Origin of the sequence: Paenibacillus sp. FSL k6-2145 (assembly GCF_037976585.1) — a bacterium.
Classification (GTDB): domain Bacteria; phylum Bacillota; class Bacilli; order Paenibacillales; family Paenibacillaceae; genus Paenibacillus.
Map to the genome: position 1 here is coordinate 1,516,871 of NZ_CP150267.1, position 22,188 is coordinate 1,539,058.

At 47.9% G+C, this 22,188-nt stretch carries 16 protein-coding genes; 7 read left to right on the forward strand and 9 right to left on the reverse strand.

The window, feature by feature from the left end; genetic code table 11:
- Positions 1 to 314 precede the first annotated feature (314 nt).
- The 3 genes from NZ043_RS06730 to NZ043_RS06740 all read left to right on the forward strand — a co-directional run bounded on the left by NZ043_RS06730 (position 315) and on the right by NZ043_RS06740 (position 4,882).
- Positions 315 to 2,540, forward strand: coding sequence for a methyl-accepting chemotaxis protein (locus tag NZ043_RS06730; RefSeq protein ID WP_339311113.1), 2,226 nt, complete (start codon positions 315 to 317; stop codon positions 2,538 to 2,540).
- A gap of 119 nt (positions 2,541 to 2,659) precedes the next feature.
- Positions 2,660 to 3,661, forward strand: a complete 1,002-nt coding sequence (gene moaA / locus NZ043_RS06735; protein WP_076209757.1) for a GTP 3',8-cyclase MoaA — start codon at positions 2,660 to 2,662, stop codon at positions 3,659 to 3,661.
- A 384-nt stretch (positions 3,662 to 4,045) separates the two neighbouring features.
- On the forward strand, positions 4,046 to 4,882 hold the full coding sequence (locus NZ043_RS06740) for a methyl-accepting chemotaxis protein (protein ID WP_036612668.1): 837 nt from the start codon (positions 4,046 to 4,048) through the stop codon (positions 4,880 to 4,882).
- Between the two features lie 208 nt (positions 4,883 to 5,090).
- Here the strand turns inward: NZ043_RS06740 and NZ043_RS06745 are convergent, their stop codons facing one another.
- Positions 5,091 to 5,699 (reverse strand): LysE/ArgO family amino acid transporter, encoded by a 609-nt coding sequence (locus NZ043_RS06745; protein WP_289390535.1) that lies wholly within the window; start codon positions 5,697 to 5,699, stop codon positions 5,091 to 5,093.
- A 135-nt stretch (positions 5,700 to 5,834) separates the two neighbouring features.
- On the opposite strand from NZ043_RS06745, the gene NZ043_RS06750 reads away from it, so the two are divergent.
- On the forward strand, positions 5,835 to 7,328 hold the full coding sequence (locus NZ043_RS06750) for a PLP-dependent aminotransferase family protein (RefSeq protein WP_339311116.1): 1,494 nt from the start codon (positions 5,835 to 5,837) through the stop codon (positions 7,326 to 7,328).
- 159 nt (positions 7,329 to 7,487) lie between these two features.
- Here NZ043_RS06750 and NZ043_RS06755 read toward each other — a convergent pair whose 3' ends face one another.
- From NZ043_RS06755 to NZ043_RS06780, 6 genes are all read right to left on the reverse strand, one after another.
- The gene (locus tag NZ043_RS06755; RefSeq protein WP_062836914.1) at positions 7,488 to 8,315 is read right to left on the reverse strand and encodes a carbohydrate ABC transporter permease; all 828 of its coding nucleotides are present in this window, start codon (positions 8,313 to 8,315) and stop codon (positions 7,488 to 7,490) included.
- Positions 8,312 to 9,196, reverse strand: a complete 885-nt coding sequence (locus NZ043_RS06760; protein WP_017691891.1) for a sugar ABC transporter permease — start codon at positions 9,194 to 9,196, stop codon at positions 8,312 to 8,314. Before NZ043_RS06760 ends, NZ043_RS06755 begins: the two co-directional genes overlap by 4 nt.
- A 181-nt stretch (positions 9,197 to 9,377) precedes the next feature.
- On the reverse strand, positions 9,378 to 10,658 hold the full coding sequence (locus tag NZ043_RS06765; protein WP_339311118.1) for an extracellular solute-binding protein: 1,281 nt from the start codon (positions 10,656 to 10,658) through the stop codon (positions 9,378 to 9,380).
- 147 nt (positions 10,659 to 10,805) lie between these two features.
- Positions 10,806 to 11,915: a response regulator gene (locus NZ043_RS06770; protein ID WP_339311120.1), complete on the reverse strand. Its 1,110-nt coding sequence runs from the start codon at positions 11,913 to 11,915 to the stop codon at positions 10,806 to 10,808.
- The gene (locus NZ043_RS06775; RefSeq protein WP_339311121.1) at positions 11,912 to 13,702 is read right to left on the reverse strand and encodes a sensor histidine kinase; all 1,791 of its coding nucleotides are present in this window, start codon (positions 13,700 to 13,702) and stop codon (positions 11,912 to 11,914) included. Before NZ043_RS06775 ends, NZ043_RS06770 begins: the two co-directional genes overlap by 4 nt.
- Before the next feature lie 347 nt (positions 13,703 to 14,049).
- Positions 14,050 to 16,053: a beta-galactosidase gene (locus NZ043_RS06780; protein ID WP_339311122.1), complete on the reverse strand. Its 2,004-nt coding sequence runs from the start codon at positions 16,051 to 16,053 to the stop codon at positions 14,050 to 14,052.
- Positions 16,054 to 16,301: 248 nt separating this feature from the next.
- On the opposite strand from NZ043_RS06780, the gene NZ043_RS06785 reads away from it, so the two are divergent.
- Complete coding sequence (locus tag NZ043_RS06785) at positions 16,302 to 17,273, forward strand: AraC family transcriptional regulator (RefSeq protein WP_339312674.1); 972 nt, start codon at positions 16,302 to 16,304, stop codon at positions 17,271 to 17,273.
- Here NZ043_RS06785 and NZ043_RS06790 read toward each other — a convergent pair.
- Positions 17,243 to 17,872, reverse strand: coding sequence for a molybdenum cofactor guanylyltransferase (locus NZ043_RS06790; RefSeq protein WP_339311124.1), 630 nt, complete (start codon positions 17,870 to 17,872; stop codon positions 17,243 to 17,245). The two genes, NZ043_RS06785 and NZ043_RS06790, sit on opposite strands and share 31 nt — an antisense overlap.
- A gap of 126 nt (positions 17,873 to 17,998) precedes the next feature.
- Here NZ043_RS06790 and NZ043_RS06795 point away from each other — a divergent pair, with 126 nt between their 5' ends.
- On the forward strand, positions 17,999 to 19,228 hold the full coding sequence (locus tag NZ043_RS06795; RefSeq protein ID WP_339311126.1) for an MFS transporter: 1,230 nt from the start codon (positions 17,999 to 18,001) through the stop codon (positions 19,226 to 19,228).
- Between the two features lie 698 nt (positions 19,229 to 19,926).
- Here NZ043_RS06795 and NZ043_RS06800 read toward each other — a convergent pair.
- Positions 19,927 to 21,660, reverse strand: a complete 1,734-nt coding sequence (locus tag NZ043_RS06800; protein WP_091036167.1) for a glutamine--tRNA ligase/YqeY domain fusion protein — start codon at positions 21,658 to 21,660, stop codon at positions 19,927 to 19,929.
- A gap of 260 nt (positions 21,661 to 21,920) precedes the next feature.
- Between NZ043_RS06800 and NZ043_RS06805 the strand changes: the two genes are divergently transcribed.
- Complete coding sequence (locus NZ043_RS06805) at positions 21,921 to 22,178, forward strand: DUF2164 domain-containing protein (protein ID WP_133386130.1); 258 nt, start codon at positions 21,921 to 21,923, stop codon at positions 22,176 to 22,178.
- Positions 22,179 to 22,188 lie beyond the last annotated feature (10 nt).

Genomic DNA, 22,188 nt, shown 5'->3' on the forward strand with positions numbered 1-22,188 from the left:
TCGTAGATAGCTAACATTCAATTCACCTAACAACAAGCGCACAATCATTTGTATTTATTGATTAAATATTCGGAAAATATGACATATCCCCTCGTATTCTTGTTCGTTTTCTTGTATAAAGATTGAATAGACGTACAAGGGCTTCCACCTCAACGTGAGTCAACGATCCTGAATGATGAAGGCGGTATCACTGTTCTGGATCAATCACCACGCAGGTTGGATTCCTCTGTCACATATCACTTTGAAAATCACATATATAGGTCTATCCAAAGATCAGTAGAACGAAGCTTTCAAATCCAGAAATCGGGGTGGTCATGATGTTTGATTGGCTGGGATGGAAAAAAGGATTGCCGCTGTGGCGATCGTATCGGTTGAACGCACATATGAAAGAAGATGTGGAACAGATTTTTGAGGGGATTGCCGAAACGAGACGGCAGCTTATGATGGACTGGGCAGATGAACAATGGAATCACCTGGATCGTTTGCTTCAACAGATACAGTCGGTCCAGTTACAGGATGTATTACAAGGTTCACAGCAACTAAGCAAACTAGATGCATGGTTTCAATCCAGTTATATTCGAGCCGTAGACAGTACGGAGCTATTCATGCTGAACGAACAGAATCAGGTGGTATTCTCTACATATAAGAAACATATTGGACAGATTTATGAAGATTACGAAGCTTTAATTGGACCAGGATTGAAATACTCCAGAGCAGATCGTCATGGCAAAAAATGCTTGTATGGTCCATATTCTGATCCACTGACGTTGGATATTGGTCCACGCTCGTCCAATTTTCACGATGATGTCACCTTGCTGTTTATCTCCCCAATCCTGCAGGAAGGTCGATATGTCGGTTCATTATGCAGCCGAGTACCCGGGGATGTACTCGGTGACCTGATCCAACGAGAATCAGGTCATATCTATCCCGATTCTGGTGACAATTATCTCTTTATGGCTGAGTCGATATTAAGGCCCCATCTGCAACCCGGCACCGCCTTATCTCGAAGCCGCTTCGAAGACCGCACCTTTACGCATGGGGAAAATCTCAAAGATGGTGTCACCACCGAATGGGGTATCGTTTCAGTCAAGGAGCATACCGAACTGGAACTCATGTTCACTGATCCATCGACTGGAGAACTACACCCCGGAGTAGCAAACACCATTCAGAATGGTTCCAATCTGTTCGTAGCCTTTCCCGGCTACTCGGATTATCGCCATATTTCTGTGATCGGCAAAGGCATCACCTTCCAGCTGCCACACTGTCCTGATCGCTGGGGCATGATGTGTGAAGGGGATCTGGAGGAAGTGTATCGGATACGAAGCATCGGCTGGCGCCAGTTCAAGCAGCACAGTCTCTTCACGCTTTTGTCAGGCGTTGCAGGAGCCGCTCTTGTCTATGCCCTCACTGGTAGTGGTTGGAGTGCGGCAGCAATGGCCGCTTTTAATGTGTTATTCGGATTCTTCACTGCATTACAGCTGCATCGTAGCCAATATCGACGGGTTCATGAAGACTTACGCCGCATCAGCCGATTTATTCGAATTAACGCCGAAGGCAGGGGGGATCTGACCCAACGTCTAGACACGTCTGCTTTTGCCCAAGACGAATCGGGTGAACTGGCGAAGTGGATCAACAACATGATTGACTCTCTGGAAGGCATTATGCTGAAGGTACAACTTGCCACGGTAGACGTTATGGACAACCAGTATCAGATGCGAACTTCAACAGAGACAACCCAGGGTACGACTGAGCGTGTGAACCACAAGCTTGGTTCGATGATTCAGGCCATTCGCACCCAACTGGAAGATCTCGATCAGGCCAGAATCGCTGCCGATCACATGCGCATAACGCTGCAACAACTGGAGACCTCTGCAACCGAACAGATCGGCGTGGCCCAGCAGGAAGTGGAACGAATCGGCGACAAAATGACCCAAATCTCAGGAGCGGTATCCGATACCAACCGTACCATCCTGTCCTTCATGGATACGATGAAAGAGATTTACCGTGCACTGGCTGTCATTGATGAAATTTCAGCTCAGACCAACCTGCTGGCTCTCAATGCTACCATTGAGGCTGCACGCGTGGGCGAACATGGTCAAGGCTTCTCGGTCGTGGCAGGGGAAATCCGCAAGCTGGCCGAGTTATCCCGCTCTTCTACTGAAAATATTCATCAGATTCTGGACCGAATCTCAACGGCAGCAGGAGCTGCATCTCAATTAATCACAGAGGGTGATCAGGTACTGGCTGAAGGAACAACACTGGTTCAGGCCGCTTCGCAACTTCTGCAAAATGCTACGGCTGAAGAACCTGAGCGCACACAAGTCGTGGATCAAGTGGTCATGCTGATGGAGAATATTGCTGCAATCAGCCATCAAAATCGGGTGACTTCTGCTGAGGTAGAAGCTGAGATGATGGAGCTGATTCGTGATATGTTGCAGGTTCAGCATTCTTCGCATAACGTGGAAGCCATTACGGTCTTTCTGCAACAACTCGTGGGACAATTCCATCTGAATCACCCCGCCAAAAATGCTGTCATCTGACGTCATCGTTGACGTGGATTGGAGAAATAGCTAAAATTTGATGCAACTGTTCCTTTTGAAATTGTCGTATCATTTATAATAGAAGATTTCCAATCTGAACCGATGAAAGGGTGGTCTGCATGGAACTGCTTCAGGATTCATTTGGCCGGATACATGACTACATCCGTATTTCTGTTACGGACCGCTGTAATTTACGCTGTGTGTACTGCATGCCTGCAGAGGGCATGGAATTTGCTCCACATGATGAGATTATGAGCTACGAAGAAATAGCACAGGTGCTGAAAGTGCTTGCTCCAATGGGCATGCGCAAAGTCCGACTCACCGGGGGCGAACCGTTGGTACGCAAGGATCTGCATAAGCTCGTCAGCATGATCTCGGCAATTGACGGGATTGACGATATTGCCCTGACTACTAACGCTCTTCTACTGGATAAGCAAGCTCAGGCATTGAAAGACGCTGGATTGAACCGGATTAACATCAGTCTAGATTCCCTGCGAGCTGATCGCTTCTCCATGATTACCCGCGGCGGAGATGTGAACAAGGTACTGAAAGGCATTGAAGCTGCAACAGCCGCTGGCCTTGCTCCGATCAAGCTGAATGTTGTGCTGATGAAGGGTATCAACGATGATGAAATCAAGGATTTTATTGCAATGACGATTGATCAACCTCTTCATGTACGTTTTATTGAATATATGCCGATTGGACAGGCTTCGGATTCATGGCGCAAATCTTATTTGCCGCTGGAAGCCGTGACAGATGTATGTGCTGAAGCAGGATGGACAGTAGAAAATACAACAGGCCCTGCGGGCAATGGCCCATCACGTAATATGAAAATTGTGGGCTCCGAAGGCACATTTGGATTGATTCATCCCGTGAGCGATCACTTCTGTGACAATTGCAACCGACTTCGGCTGACCGCTGACGGACATATCAAAGCCTGCCTCTACTGGTCAGATGAGTATAATGTTCGCCGCTTCGTGGATGATCCGGATGCCATGGCGGCGCTCTTCCTCAAAGCACTGGGTACGAAACCAAAGAATCATGAAATGGCTCTGGCTTTGGAACAAAAAATGCAATCTCACACACCGACGGTACGGCGCATGTCCCAGATTGGCGGATAGCAACAGTACGCATATAACACAACCGCGTATTACTGCGTACGTACGGTACATATTTGTACCGTCAGGATGACCTCTTCACACAACGGATGAGGTAACGCTGGCGGGGTGAACCCTTACGTAAATCAGCATCCATCACGTGAAGTGGAGCGTATCATATGGCAAAGGTGGATAGCAAAGCAGACGAGAACTTGATTGTTCTCGCCTGCTTTTTCGTTATGTTTTCATAAATTCCTGAAAATCATCAATTCTCCTGTTTCATTTGTTAAAAATTTAATTAATATACCTTATTGCCCTTGTTAGGTCTTCAAGATTCCGATAATTCTGACGATGTATATACATACATCTAGATGATATGCACACATACACTATAGGAGCTGAACCTTATTGAACATTGTTGAAGCACTCGTTGCAGCGAGTCCGTATTTTAAAATTATGCTCAAAGAACACGATATCATGATTGCAGTAACTGACACGGAGAAGTTCTGGTATTATGTTCCCAGCAACGAGCTTGATCTGGGCATCAAGGCAGGAGACCCCGTTTCTCTCGATGACCCTACACTCCGCCGGGCACTTATACATGGGGAAACTTCAGCGAACCGAATTGATGCAAAATTCTATGGCACATCAATCAACTCGGCGGCCACCCCACTTCGGGATGAGCAAGGAAATATCGTGGGTACACTTGCCATTGGTTTCTCTCTTCAGAATGAGGAAAAACTGGAGTACTTCACTGAATTGATCGGCGGTATCAGCGGAAAATTAACAGATATGGTGCAGACGGTAGCTGCCCAGTCCGAGCAGTTGACGGCATCTTCCACGCAGATTTTGGATAATACCCGCATGGCTGTACAGAATTCAGGCGAAGTTAATAAGGTCGCCGCATTCATCCGTGAAATCTCAGAACAGACCAATCTACTGGGGCTGAATGCGGCCATCGAAGCAGCCCGAGCCGGCGAAGCAGGCGCCGGATTTAGCGTCGTTGCATCTGAAGTGCGTAAACTTTCTACAGGTACCAAAGAAGCTACGGTGAATATCGAACGTTCTTTGAAGGATGTTCAGCATTCCATTCAGCAGATGGAGCAAGAGATCACATCCATCTCACAGTCTAGCAACCAACAAGCGGTGCTGGTAACCGAGTTCAGCGAGGTCATTGATCAGTTGAACAGTGTAAGCCGTGATCTGAAAGTGTTTATTGAATCCATGTTACTGAAGGCAGAATAAATCCGATTACGATGACCTTAACTCAAATGAGCAACCATATATAAGAGACGCTACACCAAAGCGTTATCAAGCACTACATGTTCCAACTCAATAGATCACCAGGCTATGCTGATCACCAATTTCAGCATCCACATTGAACTCTTCGTGCGATTAACGTCACGGGGAGTTTTTTATTTTAACAAGTTGTACCAGCCACATCGCAGTCCTTCTAGGAATAGATGAGCTTCCACAGCATCATACATGCCAGCCCAACCATGACCACAGCGGACAACCGATTAAACACCAGACTGATGCGTCCAGTTCGATCCGTTCTCCCAATCACCCTGCCTGCACCTGCAAGTCCCAAGAACCATATCCAAGATACTACCGCGGCTGTCAGGGCAAAATAGACGCGCTCCACCCCTTCATACTGAAGTGAACTGGTGCCAATCACAGCAACCGTGTCCAGCAGAGCATGCGGATTGAGTAAAGACACCGATGCGGCAAACGCAATCTGTCGCCCCGCTGACATTACCGTCCCCGAACCTTCCACAGATTCGGATGACCTCCAGATACTCCATGCCATATACAGCAAAAACAAGCTTCCTGCGCCATACAACACATTCGCCAGCAATGGCCATTGCAGCAAAATGAGCGACACCCCTCCGACGGCTGCCCCGATCAACAACGTATCACTGACCCCTGCCGTTATTACAGCAGGCAGGGCATGTATATAACGCCTCTGGCTCATGCCCTGGTTAAAAATAAATACATTCTGCACACCCAGTGGCAAGATCAGGCCAAACGCCAGAACCACTGCATGAATAACAACCTCCATCGTTCTTCCCCCTTATCTCTGTCCTCCATATTAGGGCAGATGATAACTGACGTAACCAACCACTTGGATGGCATCAGACCCAACCAAATGATATAGTGTTTGTTACAAAGAAAAACGGAGGTGATTCTGCCGGTTATGGAACGCTCTGATTCCCGGCTAAACATGGGTTGGAAGCCAAATCCTTCTCTCGACTTGCCCTTATATCGCCAGATTGAAGCCTATATCCGGCAGAAAATCACAACGGGCGAATGGTCCGCAGGATACCGTCTCCCATCACAGCGAATATGGGCTGAGTCCATGGGAGTAAACCGCAGTACATTGGTCACTGCCCTTGATAATCTGGCCGCCGCGGGTCTGCTTGAAGGCAGACATGGCGGGGGAACTTATATTTCCGGCTCCGGTTGGCATGGCATGGCTCACGGAGCCATGCCCAACTGGAACGAAGCCATTGAGGAGGGCTGGTATTATCCCAACCTGCCCGAGATCCAGCAGATTAATCAGGCTGAATTCAGGCCTGGCATCATACGTCTTGGTACAGGGGAACTTGCCCCGGACCTGATGCCTCAGGATGCTTTTAACGACATTCTGTACTCCCTGTCCCATCGTTCTCGTACACTGAACTACCTGGAACCTCAAGGAAGCCTGGAGCTTCGTGAGGCTTTATCCGTCCATTTGCAGACTACCGGCATTCAGGCCTCTCCAGATTCCATACTGATTGTATCCGGTTCTCTTCAGGCGCTGCACTTGATTTCGGTCGGACTGCTCCCTCGCGGATCAGCGGTTCTGCTGGAAAAACCGTCGTATCTCTATTCCATTCACGCCTTTCAGTCAGCAGGGTTGAAAATGAGTGGTATCCCGATGGATAACGAAGGCCTACACATTGCACGCCTGGAGGATGCTGCGCAGCATGTCAAAGATCAAGATCATATCTCGCTTCTCTACACGATCCCGAGCTTTCACAATCCCACCAGCTCTGTCATGAGTGATCACCGCCGGGAAGAACTCATGACCACCGCTCGAACACTAGGCATCTCCATACTGGAGGATGCCGCCTACGGTGATCTATGGCTGGATACACCTCCTCCGTCATCACTGAAGGCGCGTGATCAGGAAGGACGGGTGCTGCATATGGGTACCCTGTCAAAGGCAGTCAGTCCCGGTCTGCGCCTCGGATGGCTGGTTGGGCCAGAGCCGGTCATTCGCCGTCTCGCAGATATCAAGATGCAGACCGATTATGGCACCAGTTCACTCGCCCAAGAAGCTGCTGCCCTGTGGTTCGCAGAAGGACATCATGCAGGACATATGGAACGCCTTCGCCCTGAGTTACGCAAACGAAGAGACTTCATGCTGGATCTGTTGCAACAGCACTTTCATGGCATAGCGGATTGGGAAATACCCGCTGGGGGCTTTTATATCTGGCTGCAATTCACTGTATCCCCTCTCTCTATCCGCCAGTTGTTCCATACCTGTCTGGAGCAGGATGTACTTATCCACCCGGGCTATCTGTATGACCGGTTAGATGCGAGTCACATTCGGCTGTCTTATGCCTATGCTTCCCCTGATGAGATGGAACGTGGGTTGCAATGCCTCGCAGAGGCCGTCCACAGACTTATAGATTCTGGCTCCTGACTTCGACGAATACTGTTTCCTGATTTCACCACAAAAAAACAGCCTTGACCTGGAAGGACCATGTCCTTCAGATCAAGGCTATTCGCGTAAGTTTCGAAAGTTTGGCCAAATACCCGAGCGGACAAATACCAGATGCGCTGCGGGATACCTTTGAATGTTTTACCCTTTTACAGCCCCCTCAGCAATCCCCTCCATGATGAACTTCTGGAAGAACGCATAGATTAGAATAACCGGAATCGCAGTCAGTACCAGGGAGGACAGAATCAACGGCCATTCCTTGTTATATTCACCAAACAGCATGTTCGTGGACAGAATCAGCGTATAACGATTCACATCGGTCAACATGAGCAGTGGCAGCAAGAAGTCATTCCAGATCCACAGGAAGTCCAGAATCGCGATGGTGACTGTGATCGGAAGCAGCAGCGGGAAGATAATCTGGAAGAACGTCTGGAACTCATTACATCCGTCAATCTGAGCCGACTCCTCCAATTCACGCGGAATAGACTTCACAAACCCGTGATAGAGGAAGATTGCCATGTTCACACCAAGCCCGATATAGATCAGGGCCAATCCGTAGGTGCTTCCTTGCACCCCCATGCCTTTGGCTACCCGTGTCAGCGGAATCATGATTGAGTGGAACGGTACCAGCATGGATGCAACAAACAGGAAGAAGATCAGGTTGCTCAAGCGGCCGGAGGTACGTGACAACTTGTATCCCGCAAGTGAGGCACAGAAGACGATTCCCCCGATCCCCAGAAAGGATACAATCGCCGAGTTCATCGAACTGCCCAACAGATTGATTTTGTTAAACGCGTCCGAATAATTCTCCCAGTGAAGCGTTGTTGGCAGCGCGATAAAGGACTGGAACATCTCACCCTGTGTTTTGAAAGAGTTCACCACCGCCATATAGATCGGCAGCATGGCGACGAGAGAACCAAGAATCAGCAGCAGTCGAATCAGATAACTGTTCAGTCGTTGCATCCTCATGCTTCCACCTCTTTCTTCTTCATGACGGTGATCTGGATGAGTGTAAAGATGAGCACGATGATGAACAGCACAACCGATTTGGCACTCGCATAGCCGTATCTGAAGTTATTGGAGAACGCTTCTTCATAGATGTTCATCGTGATAACCTGCGTGGCCCGGCCCGGTCCACCACCAGTCAGTCCATACACCACTTCAAACACTTTGAATGCTCCGTTCAATGTCAGGAAGAAACAGATGGTCACGGCATGAGTAATCATCGGCAACACCACATTGCGCAGTACCTGGAATGCGTTGGCCCCATCAATAACAGCCGCTTCCTTGAGACTTTTTGGCACCCCCTGGAGAGCGGCCAAATAGATGATCATCATATACCCTACACCGTTCCAGAGCGATACGATCAGAATGGAGTAAAATGAAAACTTCGGATCACCCAGCCACTGCTGGTCGAGGAACGAAAAAGCCAGTTTCTCTGCGAGTTGTGGTAACACCTGAGAGAAGATGAATGTCCACATGAAAGCACTGATGATTGTACTGATCATGTTAGGCATGAAGAACAGCGTCCGGAAAAGCCCTTTGCTGCGCGTCCGTGACTCTATCAACACGGCGAGTAACAAGGCAATTCCATTTTGCAGAATCAGCATAAATATTACATATTTCATCGTGAACCACAGGGAGTTCAGAAAGTCGGGATCTTCTTTGAACAATTCCACAAAGTTGCCCAGACCGATAAAACTGTAATCCCGATTGAGTCCGTTCCAATCCGTCAGACTATAGAACATGCCACTAAACGTGGGATACAGCAGGAAAATCGCATAGATGACAAAGGCAGGCGCAGTGAACGCGAGCAGTGACAGATACTTCTTGAACACATTCGTAGCCATTGGTTCTCCCCCTTTTCACTCGAAGCGGATGATTGTAAACGAGGGAACGAAGAACGTTCTGCCTGCCATATCATCTGCTTGGAGACTGCGACGAAATAAAGTACCGCTAATTTGTTGACAAAACTCCCAAAACCGTTGAGATTTTGCCAACAAAAGCAGGTACTAAATTTCTCGCAACTCCTTACTTGTTGACTTTGTTGTAGGATTTCCACGCCTTGTCGAGCGCATCGATAACCTGCTGTTGATTTAGTTGTCCAGAGTAGTAGCCTTGCAACGCTTTGCCTGACTCGTCTTTCACCGCTTGAGGAAGGGATGGGTCCTCATAAGCTTTACCTTCACTCACATATTTCTGGGCATCGTCTACCCACGGGAAGCTCTTGAAGTCATGGATCTTGGCAATCGGATTGAACTTGAGTGCTTCGAAGAATGCACTTGAATCCTTGTCATCGAGAATGTAGTTCACGAAATCGAGTGCCACTTCTTTGTTTTTGCTAGATGACGATACTGCCAGCGAAGTGGAGGTGCTCAGATTGATTTTGGTATCATCCGGATTGTCATTGATCGGCATTGGTGCTACACCAAAGTTAAAGTCCGGGTTGGACTTCAGAATCGTTTCGGCAAACCATGGTCCCTGAATCCACATCGCGGCGCTTCCTGATGCGAAGGCTGCTGAACCATCATCTCCACCCACTTCCAGCGCTTTGTCTGTTCCATTGGCATTGACGAGATCGAAGATATCGAACAATGCTTTCATATCGGAAAAGGAGCCCTGATCCTGATTCATCTTCTCCACGAAGTCTTTGTGCTCAGACTGAGTTAATGCACCCACGGTAAGTGGCAGGAATAATTGCGGAATCCAGGCTTCTTTGTAGGACAGTTCAAACGGTGTAATGTTGGCTGCTTTGAGTTTCTCCACGACCGCTTTCATTTCCGTTAACGTCGTTGGCACTTCCAGTCCTTGCTCTTTGAAAATATCTTTATTGTACAGATAGCCCCATGATACTGTTTCCAATGGAACAGCTACGATTTTGCCCTCCGCATCCGTTATGGAAGGTTTAACCGAATCCAGCAGCTTATCGACAAAAGGTTGGCCCGACAGGTCTTCCAGATAACCAGCTTTGCTGAACGGTGGAATCTCATTGACCGCATGCAAGGCGAACACATCCGGTGCATCATTGGAGGCGAGTCGTGTCTTCAGAATCTGAGGCGCATTGTCCGCAGGCGGCATCTCCAGTTGCACGTTCACCTCAATGTTTTTCTCTGCTTTCTCCTTGGCTTTGAACTGTTCTATATATTTATCGTAATGTTCTTTCAGCCGAGGTTGTGCAACGAATACTTTGAGTGATACCGTGCTGCCTGACGCCGACTCCTCCTGCCCATTGTCCGTTCCTGCATTGGAACCGCAACCTGCGAGCAGAACACTGACCAGTACCGCACTTGCTACGTTTTTCCATACTTTCATCTCTTATGACCTCCCGGTGTGTAACTGGTTTGTCTTTCATAGGCTCATTATATATCAGAGAATGAAAGCGCTTCATTGGACAAAATTAGACTTGTGTATTGGATTATTTTAAACCTTAATCCTGCCACAAATGCTCTCTCGAACGGCTCATTCCGTGCTACTGCTTGAATTGCCTGACATACGAGGTTGTCCCTTCCGCATCTCCCCTGGAGATATTCCGAAATGCTTTTTGAAAACCCGATAGAAGTAGGACACATCTTCATAACCCGCCATCTCGGCAACATGCTTGAACGGAATCTGTTCATCCATCACCCATTCCTTCGCTCTCGTCATACGTAATTGGATAACATAGTCAGTCACGTTCACCTCATACTCTTTCTTGAATACCTTGCTGAGATATTCCTTACTGACAAAAAAGATCTGGGCGAGTTGCTCCAGCGTAATCATCTCCATACAGTGCTGCTCAATGTATTGCTTTACCTCATTCAGGTTCAGCTTGTTCTTGAATTTACGCTGCGCAATCAGCTGCTCCAAAGCCTGGTAGTATGGAGTCGAAATCCATGTGATCGTGGATTCGATGGAAGCCAGTGCAGCCGCAGGAGGTAGCGCCGTTGCTTCGGGCCGCTCGTACAAGCCATTGGAGACGCACAGTTCATCCAACAAAGCCTGTAGTTCATGAGCCACCCTTCCAAGCTGCCGAGGTCTGTTAATCTCGCATCGTTCCAGCTTCTGCTGCAATTGTTGGAACCACTCACGCAGACTCTGAACGTTCAGGTCATTAAACCGCAAGCGAGCCTGCTGCTGAAACAGGGAGAACTCACCTGCGAACGTAGAAGGATACGATTCCCATGATTCAGGCGCTGATTCAACCTTTTCCAACTCTTTTGCACATTTGGCAAGTACACCATTCAGTTCATCCGGATTCACCGGTTTGAGCAGATAATCTGCAGCCCGATGGCGGATTGCATGTTTTGCATAATTGAAGTCGTCATATCCGCTCACCACGATCACCTTGATCTGTGGGTACTGTCCGCTCAGCGTCTGTAACAGCTCCACACCGTCTGTACCGGGCATGCGCATATCCGTAATGATAATGTGAGGCTGATGCTGCTTGACCAGTTGTATGGCCTGCTCACCATCCTCTGCCTCACCTGCAACGGTCATGCCGAGTTCATTCCAATCTCCCAGGTTGCGCAAAATATCCCGGTTCCACGGTTCATCGTCCACTAGCAGCACTCTGTACAGTTCTTTGTTCACAAGGCTTCGCCTCCTGTATTGCAGGGGATTCGTACCGTAACGCTCGTCCCCTGTCCGTATTCACTTTCCATGCTCATCCCATATTCAGGTCCAAAATGCATTATAATTCGTGAGGCAGCATTGACCAGTCCAATACTTGTACCTGAACTCCACACCCGATCTGCCTGCAAGGTAAGCCGCTCCAGTCTGGATTGCATCTCCGTTAGTTTCTCAGCATCCATACCCACGCCGTTATCACGAATTCGAATGGTTACATCTGTAGGTTCACAGACGACTTCAATGCCCAGCTTCCACTCGCCCTGTTTCTTCTCCAATCCATGTAAAAATGCGTTCTCCACAATGGGTTGCAAAGACAACTTGGGAATATAACATGCCCGAAGTTCCCCGGTAATCTCCAGGGTATATTCAAGCCTGCCGGCAAAACGTTGCTTCTGAATCAGCATATAATGCTCCAACTGATCGAGTTCAGACTGTAGAGGAACAAGTCCATCCGGCGCGCGCACAATATAACGAAACATCTCGCTTAAGGCTCGAATGACTTTGTAACTGTCTGCCGGTTTTTGCGAGTAGACCATGCCGCCAATCATCTGCAACGTATTTTGCAGGAAATGCGGATGGATCTGGGATTGCAGTGCTTTGAGCTCGGCCGTCTGCTTCTCAAGATTCATTAGGTAGTTGTCGCGAATATGTTCCCGAATACGACTAGCCATGCCGTGCAGATTTTTCTCCAGCAGACCAATCTCATCTACCCGGCCGCTTCGTACCACTTCCCTGTCCTTGATCAGCTGAATACCCTTCATGGAATTCGCCAGTCTGACAATGGGCTTTGATGTACGCCAAGCCACCAGCGCAGCTAGTCCCACAGATATGACGGTTGCTAGGCCACCCACAACCAATCCATATTTCATCGTTTCCAAAGCACTTTCGTTAACGACATGGGCAGGTACAATCTTGATCACACGCAATCCTGACGGCTCGATGGAGTGAAAGAATACATATTCTTTGGCTGTCCGTATGAAGCCCGAACTTTCTTTCGTGCTTGCCAATTTCTCCATTGCTTCCGCAGACGGCTGAATCTCTTGGTTTGGTTGATAGACCGGACTACCCGCGCTATCAGCAATGTATACCGCATAATCTCCCCGGCTATCCAGCAGCTCCAGGGTCTGGTTGAACTCAGCCCACTTGACCTCCAGACTGATGGCCCCAATCTGTGCCTGATCCTCGAAGCGGTTCATGCTACGGGTCATGTGAAACTTTTGCGGATCGTCCGGATCATTGATAATCGTAAAATCTTTATGTTGTGCAAAAAGCTCATGATACCCCTCCGGTATTTCCGATACCGCCTTGATGCGAGAATCCATGGAGTTGAAGGTGAACAGGGTGTCCAATTCTTTCAGATACAGTTCAACGCCAAATACATAATTGCCGGCAGAATAGTATACACTGTTCAGCATATTGAACATGGCCTTCTGTTCGTCGAATCGGCTAGCTGCCGGCGCTTCCTCGTTCAACGCCAGATATTGATGCAATTCGTCACTGATCTGAATCGAATAGATAATATTGTTCATGCGAGCGAACTGTTCACCCAGATAGATGGAGGCCCAGTTCATATTGGCTCGGTTGGTCTCCATAATCTCCTCTTCCATGGAAGAGCGGGTATTCTCGGCTGCCATAGCGGTCATGGCAATGACGGGCAGAACGGCCAGCAGCGTCATGGTAAGAATCAATTTATTGCGAATGCTGCGTTTGAAAGGATCTGTCAGCTTCCGATAACATTCGGTAAACACAGCGCATCCACTCCTGAGCTAAAATAGACAAACGCCCCAGCATGGAAGCCGAGGGCGCTTTGGTCTTTATATTCGTTTGGAAATGTTAAAATATCACGTTATACAATAGATTGAATGGTTACACGAGATCACTACGTGGTCAGAACAACCCTCTGATCGCTGTTATCACCGGATTTTTTTGATTCCCTTTTCGAAGGGGAAAATCCGTTGATAAAGGCGAGGTGTATGCTTCCGATGCAGCTTTCTCTCAGAAAGCTTTTAGCTCCGCTTCCTCAGGTTATTTCTGCCCTCTCCGTTAACGTGTACATATTAAATTCAACTTATATACCTATATTTATTATTTCCTATTATTGTTCAATAATCCGTATGCCCCATGGCTCCAATTCGATCTTCTCTCCCGCAGCTATCGGGGTTCCTGCCAGAAGTTCCGTCCCTTCCCCGTAAGCATTCATGAAGGATGTTGCCTCATCCGCGTAATTGAAATAGTAGCGAATCGTGCTTCCTTGATCGTTCACACCTGTCTTCACAATGATAGGAAAAGCCAGCTCCTGCTCAGCTCCCCATACGCCCGCTTCCTTCATGACACGTTCCAACACCTTACGGATCACCGCAGAACTGGTATAACATCCGACATAGGTTGCTTTGCCTTTTCCATAGGTGTTCTGGGTAATTGCCGCATATTCGCCCCAATGTGGATGATCATACCAAGCAAGTACTTCAGCCGTTGTTGGTGTAATCAGTTCCATCCAGGTGTGAATCTGGTTCTGCTCCTGACCAACCTCGAATGGATCATCGCGCAGCGAGACATGTTTGGGCTCTACAAAAAGGTTATAGCTGATCCCGCATGCCTCACTGATCAGGCCGGGCTGGCGGGTAGAGCGTACCTTGATATGCTCATTTGCAAATCCGCTTTTGAACGAGTAGACGATATGTCCGCCATCCTGTACGAATTGATTTAATCTTTCCAACAATGCATCCGAAGCTGCATACAGAGCAGGTACAACGAGCACATCATACCCCGCATAACTCTCAACCGATGGATCGATCAGGTCACAGCCAATGTTCATCTTGTACAATTCATCGTACATCCAGCGCACCACGTCATTGTAGTTCTTGTCACTGGTGAAGTTAAATCCAAACCATTTAATCGATGTGAGCGCCTCATTGCTGAACAGCACAGCTACCCGATTCTTTTTCTTCAGATTAACGAGCTTTGGACTGAGTCGGGCAAAATCCCTGCCAATGGTCTTTGCTTCGTTGTACACCGGATTCGGTTCAAAGTCATGACTGAGCAAACCTTTCCAATAGGTCTCAAACGAATTGTGCAACGAATGCCAGTGCCAGTAAGCGACCATGTTCGCCCCTGATGCCAGATGACTGAATGCCTGCAAACGCAGCTGTCCAGGATAGGGAACCCAATGCCAGAACGCCTGGGCTTCGGTCTCCAGTACCAGATAGTTCGATTGTTTGGTGGAACGCGCCACATCCCCGCCAAATGAGATCTCAATGCCCGTCAGATCATTCTGGGAAGGATGGTAGATATCCACACTGGTGATGTCAAAAGGCTTCGATGCGGCAAAATGATCCACATCCCCTTGAATGCCGTACGAATACCCACGCCAGTCAAAGTCAAAGTTCTGGGTAACAAACTGTCCTTCCTGTTTGTATTCATTCACGATCCCCACTTGCCAAGCCAAAAAGTTGGTTACCAGCTGCCGCTGGAACTTGGCAAACTCAGCTCCCAGACTACCGTTGATCGTTCCTACCACAGACGGGAAGTCCTCCCAGCTATTGATCCGATTGCTCCAATAATCGAGGCCAAATTCCTTGTTAAGCTCATCCAGGGAGCTGAATTTGTTCCGCATATATTTGACGAATTGCAGTTGTACATTATCTCCAGCCGTATTGTAATGCTTCGTCTCGTTATCTGTCTGATATCCAATTACCGCTGGATGTGTGCTTACCCGAGAGATCAGCTTGCGTATGATCCGCTCGGCATAGAATAGATAGGTTGGATGGGTAATGTCCATAATCTGTCTTGCACCATATTTTCCAGGTCCCTGTGAGGTGGTAGCCAGCACGTCCGGATGTTCTTTAACCATCCACGTTGGAACAGCATACGTTGGTGTTCCTACGATAACCTGAATTCCCGCCTCATGCATGGCATCCAGCACACGGTCTACGGAAGAGAAGTCAAATACGCCATTCTGTGGTTCATGAGTACTCCAGGTTGATTCTGCAATACGGACCACATTGATCCCTGCATCCTTCATCATCTGAATGTCCTTGTCCAATCTTTCGTAAGGCATATATTCATCATAGTAAGCTACACCATATAATAATTTGTCCATGATTTAATCTCCTTTTCAGGTGGAAAATATAATGATCTTGACGTGTGCAAGAGTTGACATATTCCAATCCACAATGGTAGCGTTTACATTATTATTGGTTGAAGAACTTGGATTGTTCAGCAACCACTTCAAACGCTGATACGTGCCATGGATTATCCATGCTTGCGTTAAACTGATTATAATGAAGTATACTACGGGTGCCGATTGTATAAGGCAAGTTGTTTTTACCCTTTTCCGAGGTGAATATGATGGATATGCGATCACAGCTCCGAGAAATGCCTCACCATACGCTGGCCCACTGGCTGCCTATTATCGACTGTAACATCAAATTCTATGGTGCGCACAGCCAACAAGTACCCTATGGATGGGCGATGCCGGAGGAATCACATCCGGGCTTTGAGATTATGTTGATCATCGAAGGTACGCAGGAGAGTGTGATTCATGGTTTTACCTATACCGTGGAGGAAGGTTCCATTCTTCTCATTCCTCCAGGGTTCAAACATACGAATCAATGTGTATCCACGGGAGGCATGACTTATTTTAGCGCTCACTTTAATGTGGATGATCCAGTCTTCACCCTGAAGCTGATGTCACAGCATAGCCAAATCTACGCAGCAGGTACGGCAGATAATAGGAAGTTGCGCGTTGTGCTGGAGAGTTGGATGGGGATGATTAACGTATCTGAAGCCTACACGTCCACTGACAAAATGATCATGCAGGCCCGCATGTTTGAACTGTTCGCCCTGTTGTCCCAAGCCGCTGACAATGAACCGGAGACCCCCACTTCCGTTGCTGCTTCACATGCACCAGCTCCAACAGCCATGCATTATGCGGGAGCTATAGCGGAGGCAATCAAGCAGGCATTCCATGCCCAGCTTCGAACCAAGGAAAGCAGTGTATCCACGGTCAAAGTAGAGCAGATTATATCCTCGTTTGGCATCAGCCCGGGATATGGTCTACAGGTCTTTCGCAAGGTGTACGGGCGGTCGCCCAGGGCTTACCTGTCCAGCTTGAAGTTGCAGGAGGCCAAAGTACTGATCGAACAGCCAGAGCTGTCGCTCGGGGAAATTGCGTGGAAGCTCGGTTACACCCATCTGTCCCATTTCAGCAGACAATTCAAACGTTGGACAGGCCAAAGCCCGCTTCAATATCGCAATCATCATGCAGATGCATCAGGTGATCCTGTATCCTACAGATCTGAATCGAGTCCAGAATCTTGATTACGGATACGCTCGTACTCTTCCGGCGTGTTCATATTATTCATTTGCATCGCTAGTTTATGAACGCCAGCTCTCTCAAGCTCTTCCGCTTCGACATAGCGGCAACTGATCTCTTCAAGCCATCGCATAACTCGAAGATGATCCTGTATCAGACGCTGCTCGAGATCAGGGAGCACTCGTTTGTGGTAAGCCCCTGCAAGAGGGTGGACATGTCCATCCACGCGTGGAACGATAGCAGAATAAGAGTTATGCGATTCGACCAGTTTTTTTATTCCATCAAAAAAAGACGTTTGCAGGAGCGGCATATCGCAGGCGCATACCAGATTCCAGTCTGTATCGGAAGCTTCCAGTGCCGCGTGAAGACCGGCGAGTGGCCCCTTCCCCGGATAGTGATCATGAACGCAGTCGTAGCCCATTGCTCCGTAGGTTGTCACATTGGGTCCGGCAGCCACGATGATACGGGATACGGCGGGTCTCATGGCCTTGGTGACATGTTGCAGTACAAGGGAACCATTCAGTTCCAGCATGGCCTTGTTGGTCCCCATGCGGCTGGATAAACCTCCTGCCAATATGATGCCTGTCCATTCCCTTGTGTTCATGATGTCTTGCTCCCTCCTGGTAACGATGTGGGCTTGTTATATCAATCGATCAACATTTTCTATAGATTGAATCCCCTTTCAACAAATGATACATTGAACAATATGCATTTGAAAGGAATGGCTTAATTGGACAGACCTGCACCTTCAAGAGGCAATACCTCATTAGTTTCTCTGAAACTATATAACTTTTTCATATATGGAGCCATCTCGATCTTTGCCGGATTCCTGCAGCTTTACCTGCAAGAGATTGGCATGACCAAACTGGAGATTGGCAGTCTCATGGCGATTGGACCCTTTGTATCCTTGTTTGCCAATCCATTCTGGGGTTTCTGGAGCGATAAATCTCGCAACATTCGCATCATTCTGATGATTATGATGGGAGGCACATTTGTGCTCGCCCAAGGTGTATTCTATGCGCCCACTTATACATGGATCTATGTAGCCATGATTTTCTTTTATTTTTTTCAAAGTCCATTATTCGCACAAACGAACAGCCTGATTCTCGGATATATCGATGGTACAACCCAGAAATTTGGGTCATTCCGGCTCTGGGGTTCACTCGGTTGGGCACTGACTGCCGTCGCAGCCGGACCTCTCATTGACCGTTTTGGCATCGGCAGTGTATCCATTATATTTGCGTGTATGATTGCCACCGCCTTTGTATTATCCGTATTTTTACCCAGACAGCCGATTGCTTCGGATACACCCGTGGTTACTTTTCGGCGGTTTGGCAAAGTCATGTTCAATCCGTATTTTATGGCATTTATCGGCCTGGGTGTACTCGTATCGGTGCCTAATGCGATGAACAGTACTTTTATGTCACTATACATTGTAGAAATGGGTGGCGACAAACAGATGGTCGGCTGGGCCATCTTCACCTCATCCATTCTCGAAGTCGGCGTATTCCTGCTGCTCGACCGCTTACTCAAACGCAAAATGAGCATGCTCCTGGCATCTCTCATTCTGATCAGTTTGCTGTTTGCACTGCGCTGGCAGCTCATGGCACTGGCTAACAACCCGCTGGAGATTGTATTCATTCAGTTGATGCACTCCATTACGTTTGGTGGGTACTTCTATGTGGGTACGCAACTGACCATGCTGTTTATTCCAAGACCTTACCGTTCCTCCGGTCAAGCAGTATATACAATGGCCTGGGGCGGCCTCTCGGGCGTGATTGCCGGTCTGTTCGGCGGCTGGTTGTTCCAGAGCTTCGGTGCGGAAATCATGTATAGCATTGGCGTATTCTTCTCACTCATCGGCGCGGTCGGATTTGGCATCATGTGGTTATCGAATCGACGTAACGGCTATCAGCCAGTTGTATTGACGGAGATGGGTAATATGGATGAGGACAGATAATCTTTTGTTACAGGCTATTCGAACGATTAAAGTTACACTGGCGCACTCCGATGCCAGAACAACCTTCTGATCGCTGTTATCTCCGGATTTTCTTAATTCCCTTTTCAAAGGGTAAAATCCGGAGATAAAGGCGAACGCTTCGCTTCTTCAGGTTATTTCTGTCCTCTACGTTAGGGTGTAACATCAGCGTACAAAAAACCGAAACAAAAGATTAAGCATAGGTGCAGTAAAGAGAAAAGGCGTCTAAGGTTTGTTGCTCCTAACGAACCTTAGACGCCTTATTTGCAGCAATTTCACGAAATTCTAAAGCTAAGGAATCTCAGCCACCTTATTTTGCATAAAAGATGTTAAAAATCCAAAAAAGACAGACCGAACGAGGAAATAAGGTGTCTACGATTCGTTACGTTGCTGGAACGCCCCAAAACACTTGAATAACGTGTCTTCGGTTCGTTAGATTTTTGCCTCATACGCACGTTTTAGACCTCAGCTCATGTTCATGTTCATGTTCATGTTCATGTTCATGTTCATGTTCATGTGAAATTGTATTACTAAGCCTAAAACTGGACCAGGCTAGATCCAGAAAAACAATAAAGGACATCCTTCGCCATGATTATGACGAAGGATGCCCTCCCTTTAATTTATAACTTGGCTGCTTATCAGCACTCTGATGAACAGGCCATAAATTTTATCCAGCCGCATTACGCCTTCGGCAGTTGGAATGAGCTTTTCAGGGATACAACCCGGTTAAATACCGGACGACCTGGCTCGGAATGTTTTGGATCTACACTGAAGTAACCATGACGGAAGAATTGGAATTTATCCTGCGCGTTCGCTTCCTTCATTTCTTGCTCCACATACCCGTGAACAACCTCAAGGGAGTTCGGGTTCAGTTGATCCAGGAACGTTTTCTCCGGTTGCTCTTCCACAACCTCAGTTTCAGCTCCAGCTACTGCCACTTCCACCTCTGCTTCCGGTGCTTCATCCAAGATCAAAGGCTCATACAGACGGAATTCAGCAGGTACCGCTTGAGTCGCTTCTACCCAGTGGATCGTACCTTTAACTTTACGGCCTGTGAATCCACTGCCGCTCTTCGTCTCTACATCATAGGTACAATGAATCTCGGTCACATTGCCTTCTGCGTCCTTGATCACATCATTACATTTGATGAAGTATGCATGTTTCAGACGAACTTCGTTGCCAGGGAACAAACGGAAGTATTTGTTCGGCGGATTTTCCATGAAATCGTCTTGTTCAATATAAATCTCACGGGAGAACGGAATTTGGCGATTACCCATCTCTGGGTTCTCCACATTGTTCTCTGCTTCGAGCCATTCCACTTGTCCTTCAGGGTAGTTGGTAATAACCACTTTAAGCGGGTGCAAGACAGCCATCGTGCGTGGAGCTTTCAGTTTCAAGTCTTCACGTACAAAGTGCTCCAGCGTTTGCAGGTCGATAACCCCTTGGCTCTTGGAAATGCCTGTTTCGAATACAAAATCACGAATGGCTTCCGGTGTATATCCCCGGCGGCGCAGACCCGAAATTGTCGGCATACGTGGATCATCCCATCCATCCACATGGCCTTCGTCCACGAGCAGTTTCAGCTTCCGCTTGCTTGTCACCATCTGGGACAGGTTCAGGCGGCCAAATTCGTATTGACGCGGCTTACTCTCCATCTCACATTCCGCAATAACCCAATCGTAGAATGGGCGTTGATCCTCAAACTCCAGCGAACAAAGGGAGTGCGTTACACCTTCAATCGCATCTTCGAGCGGGTGAGCGAAGGCGTACATTGGATAGATACACCATTTGTCACCCGTGTTATGATGGTGTGCGTGTGAAATCCGGTAAATCACCGGATCGCGCAGATTGATATTAGGTGCAGACATATCGATCTTGGCACGCAGCACTTTCTCTCCGTTCTTGAATTCGCCTGCACGCATACGTGTGAACAGGTCGAGATTCTCTTCCACCGAACGATCACGGTACGGGCTGTTCTTGCCCGGTTCCGTCAGCGTTCCGCGCATTGCACGGATCTCGTCGGCGCTTTGGTCGTCGATGTAGGCTTTTCCTTTTTTAATCAACAAAACAGCACGGTTGTACATCTCATCAAAATAATCCGAGGCAAAACGTTTCTCATTCCACTCGTATCCGAGCCATTTCACGTCTTCCTGAATCGATTGAACGTACTCTACATCTTCCTTGACCGGGTTCGTGTCATCAAAGCGCAGATTCGTTTTGCCGCCAAATTCGCCGCCCAGCGTAAAGTTAATCCAGATCGCCTTGGCATGGCCGATATGCAGATAACCGTTCGGTTCCGGAGGAAAACGGGTAATAACTTCCTGGACTTTCCCAGACCGGAGATCTTCGGTAATAATATTTTTGATAAAGTTAGGTGGGGTTGTACGATTGTCCACAGGTATCAAACCTTTCATGAATGGATTGGAGCCTTCGGGAATTGCAGCAATTCCGGCTATAATTCCTTAATAACGAAGTCATTTCCTGAAAAAATCTATTTTCTTGGAAAGTTTCGTACGCGTTTCATTTAAATATACCTTTAACGGGGGAGGAGTTCAATAAAGAACGGCACCAAAGTCAGGATCAGCCGTGCATAAATAGGCCCAAAACCATTTTGACGGGTTCGCTCGAATCATGTAGCATGATAGTAAAATCAAATTATAGGGAGGGTTTCCCATTGAACACGCTTAAACTGACCAAAGAACAGCAGGATGAAGCCATTCGCACCATCCAGTCGTATTTCGAAGAGGAACGTGGCGAAGAGCTCGGCGATCTGGCCGCTTGGGGTGTCCTCGACCTGTTCATGACACAGCTCGCTCCCTACATATATAATCAGGCACTCCGTGACGCACGCACAACAGTCAATCAACGCATGGCCTCAATGGAAGAAGACCTGTTTGCACTGGAGCAAAAGTTACCCAAGACTTCCCGTTAATCACTAATTT

What these genes read in the sequence shown, in the direction of transcription:
- moaA (WP_076209757.1), top strand. Translation starts at nt 2,660, where the DNA reads ATGGAACTGCTTCAGGATTCATTTGGCCGGATACATGACTACATCCGT.
- NZ043_RS06750 (WP_339311116.1), top strand. Translation starts at nt 5,835, where the DNA reads ATGGAACGCTCTGATTCCCGGCTAAACATGGGTTGGAAGCCAAATCCT.
- NZ043_RS06785 (WP_339312674.1), top strand. Translation starts at nt 16,302, where the DNA reads ATGGATATGCGATCACAGCTCCGAGAAATGCCTCACCATACGCTGGCC.
- NZ043_RS06800 (WP_091036167.1), bottom strand. Translation starts at nt 21,660, where the DNA reads ATGAAAGGTTTGATACCTGTGGACAATCGTACAACCCCACCTAACTTT.
- NZ043_RS06730 (WP_339311113.1), top strand. Translation starts at nt 315, where the DNA reads ATGATGTTTGATTGGCTGGGATGGAAAAAAGGATTGCCGCTGTGGCGA.
- NZ043_RS06780 (WP_339311122.1), bottom strand. Translation starts at nt 16,053, where the DNA reads ATGGACAAATTATTATATGGTGTAGCTTACTATGATGAATATATGCCT.
- NZ043_RS06745 (WP_289390535.1), bottom strand. Translation starts at nt 5,699, where the DNA reads ATGGAGGTTGTTATTCATGCAGTGGTTCTGGCGTTTGGCCTGATCTTG.
- NZ043_RS06765 (WP_339311118.1), bottom strand. Translation starts at nt 10,658, where the DNA reads ATGAAAGTATGGAAAAACGTAGCAAGTGCGGTACTGGTCAGTGTTCTG.
- NZ043_RS06755 (WP_062836914.1), bottom strand. Translation starts at nt 8,315, where the DNA reads ATGAGGATGCAACGACTGAACAGTTATCTGATTCGACTGCTGCTGATT.
- NZ043_RS06760 (WP_017691891.1), bottom strand. Translation starts at nt 9,196, where the DNA reads ATGGCTACGAATGTGTTCAAGAAGTATCTGTCACTGCTCGCGTTCACT.
- NZ043_RS06790 (WP_339311124.1), bottom strand. Translation starts at nt 17,872, where the DNA reads ATGAACACAAGGGAATGGACAGGCATCATATTGGCAGGAGGTTTATCC.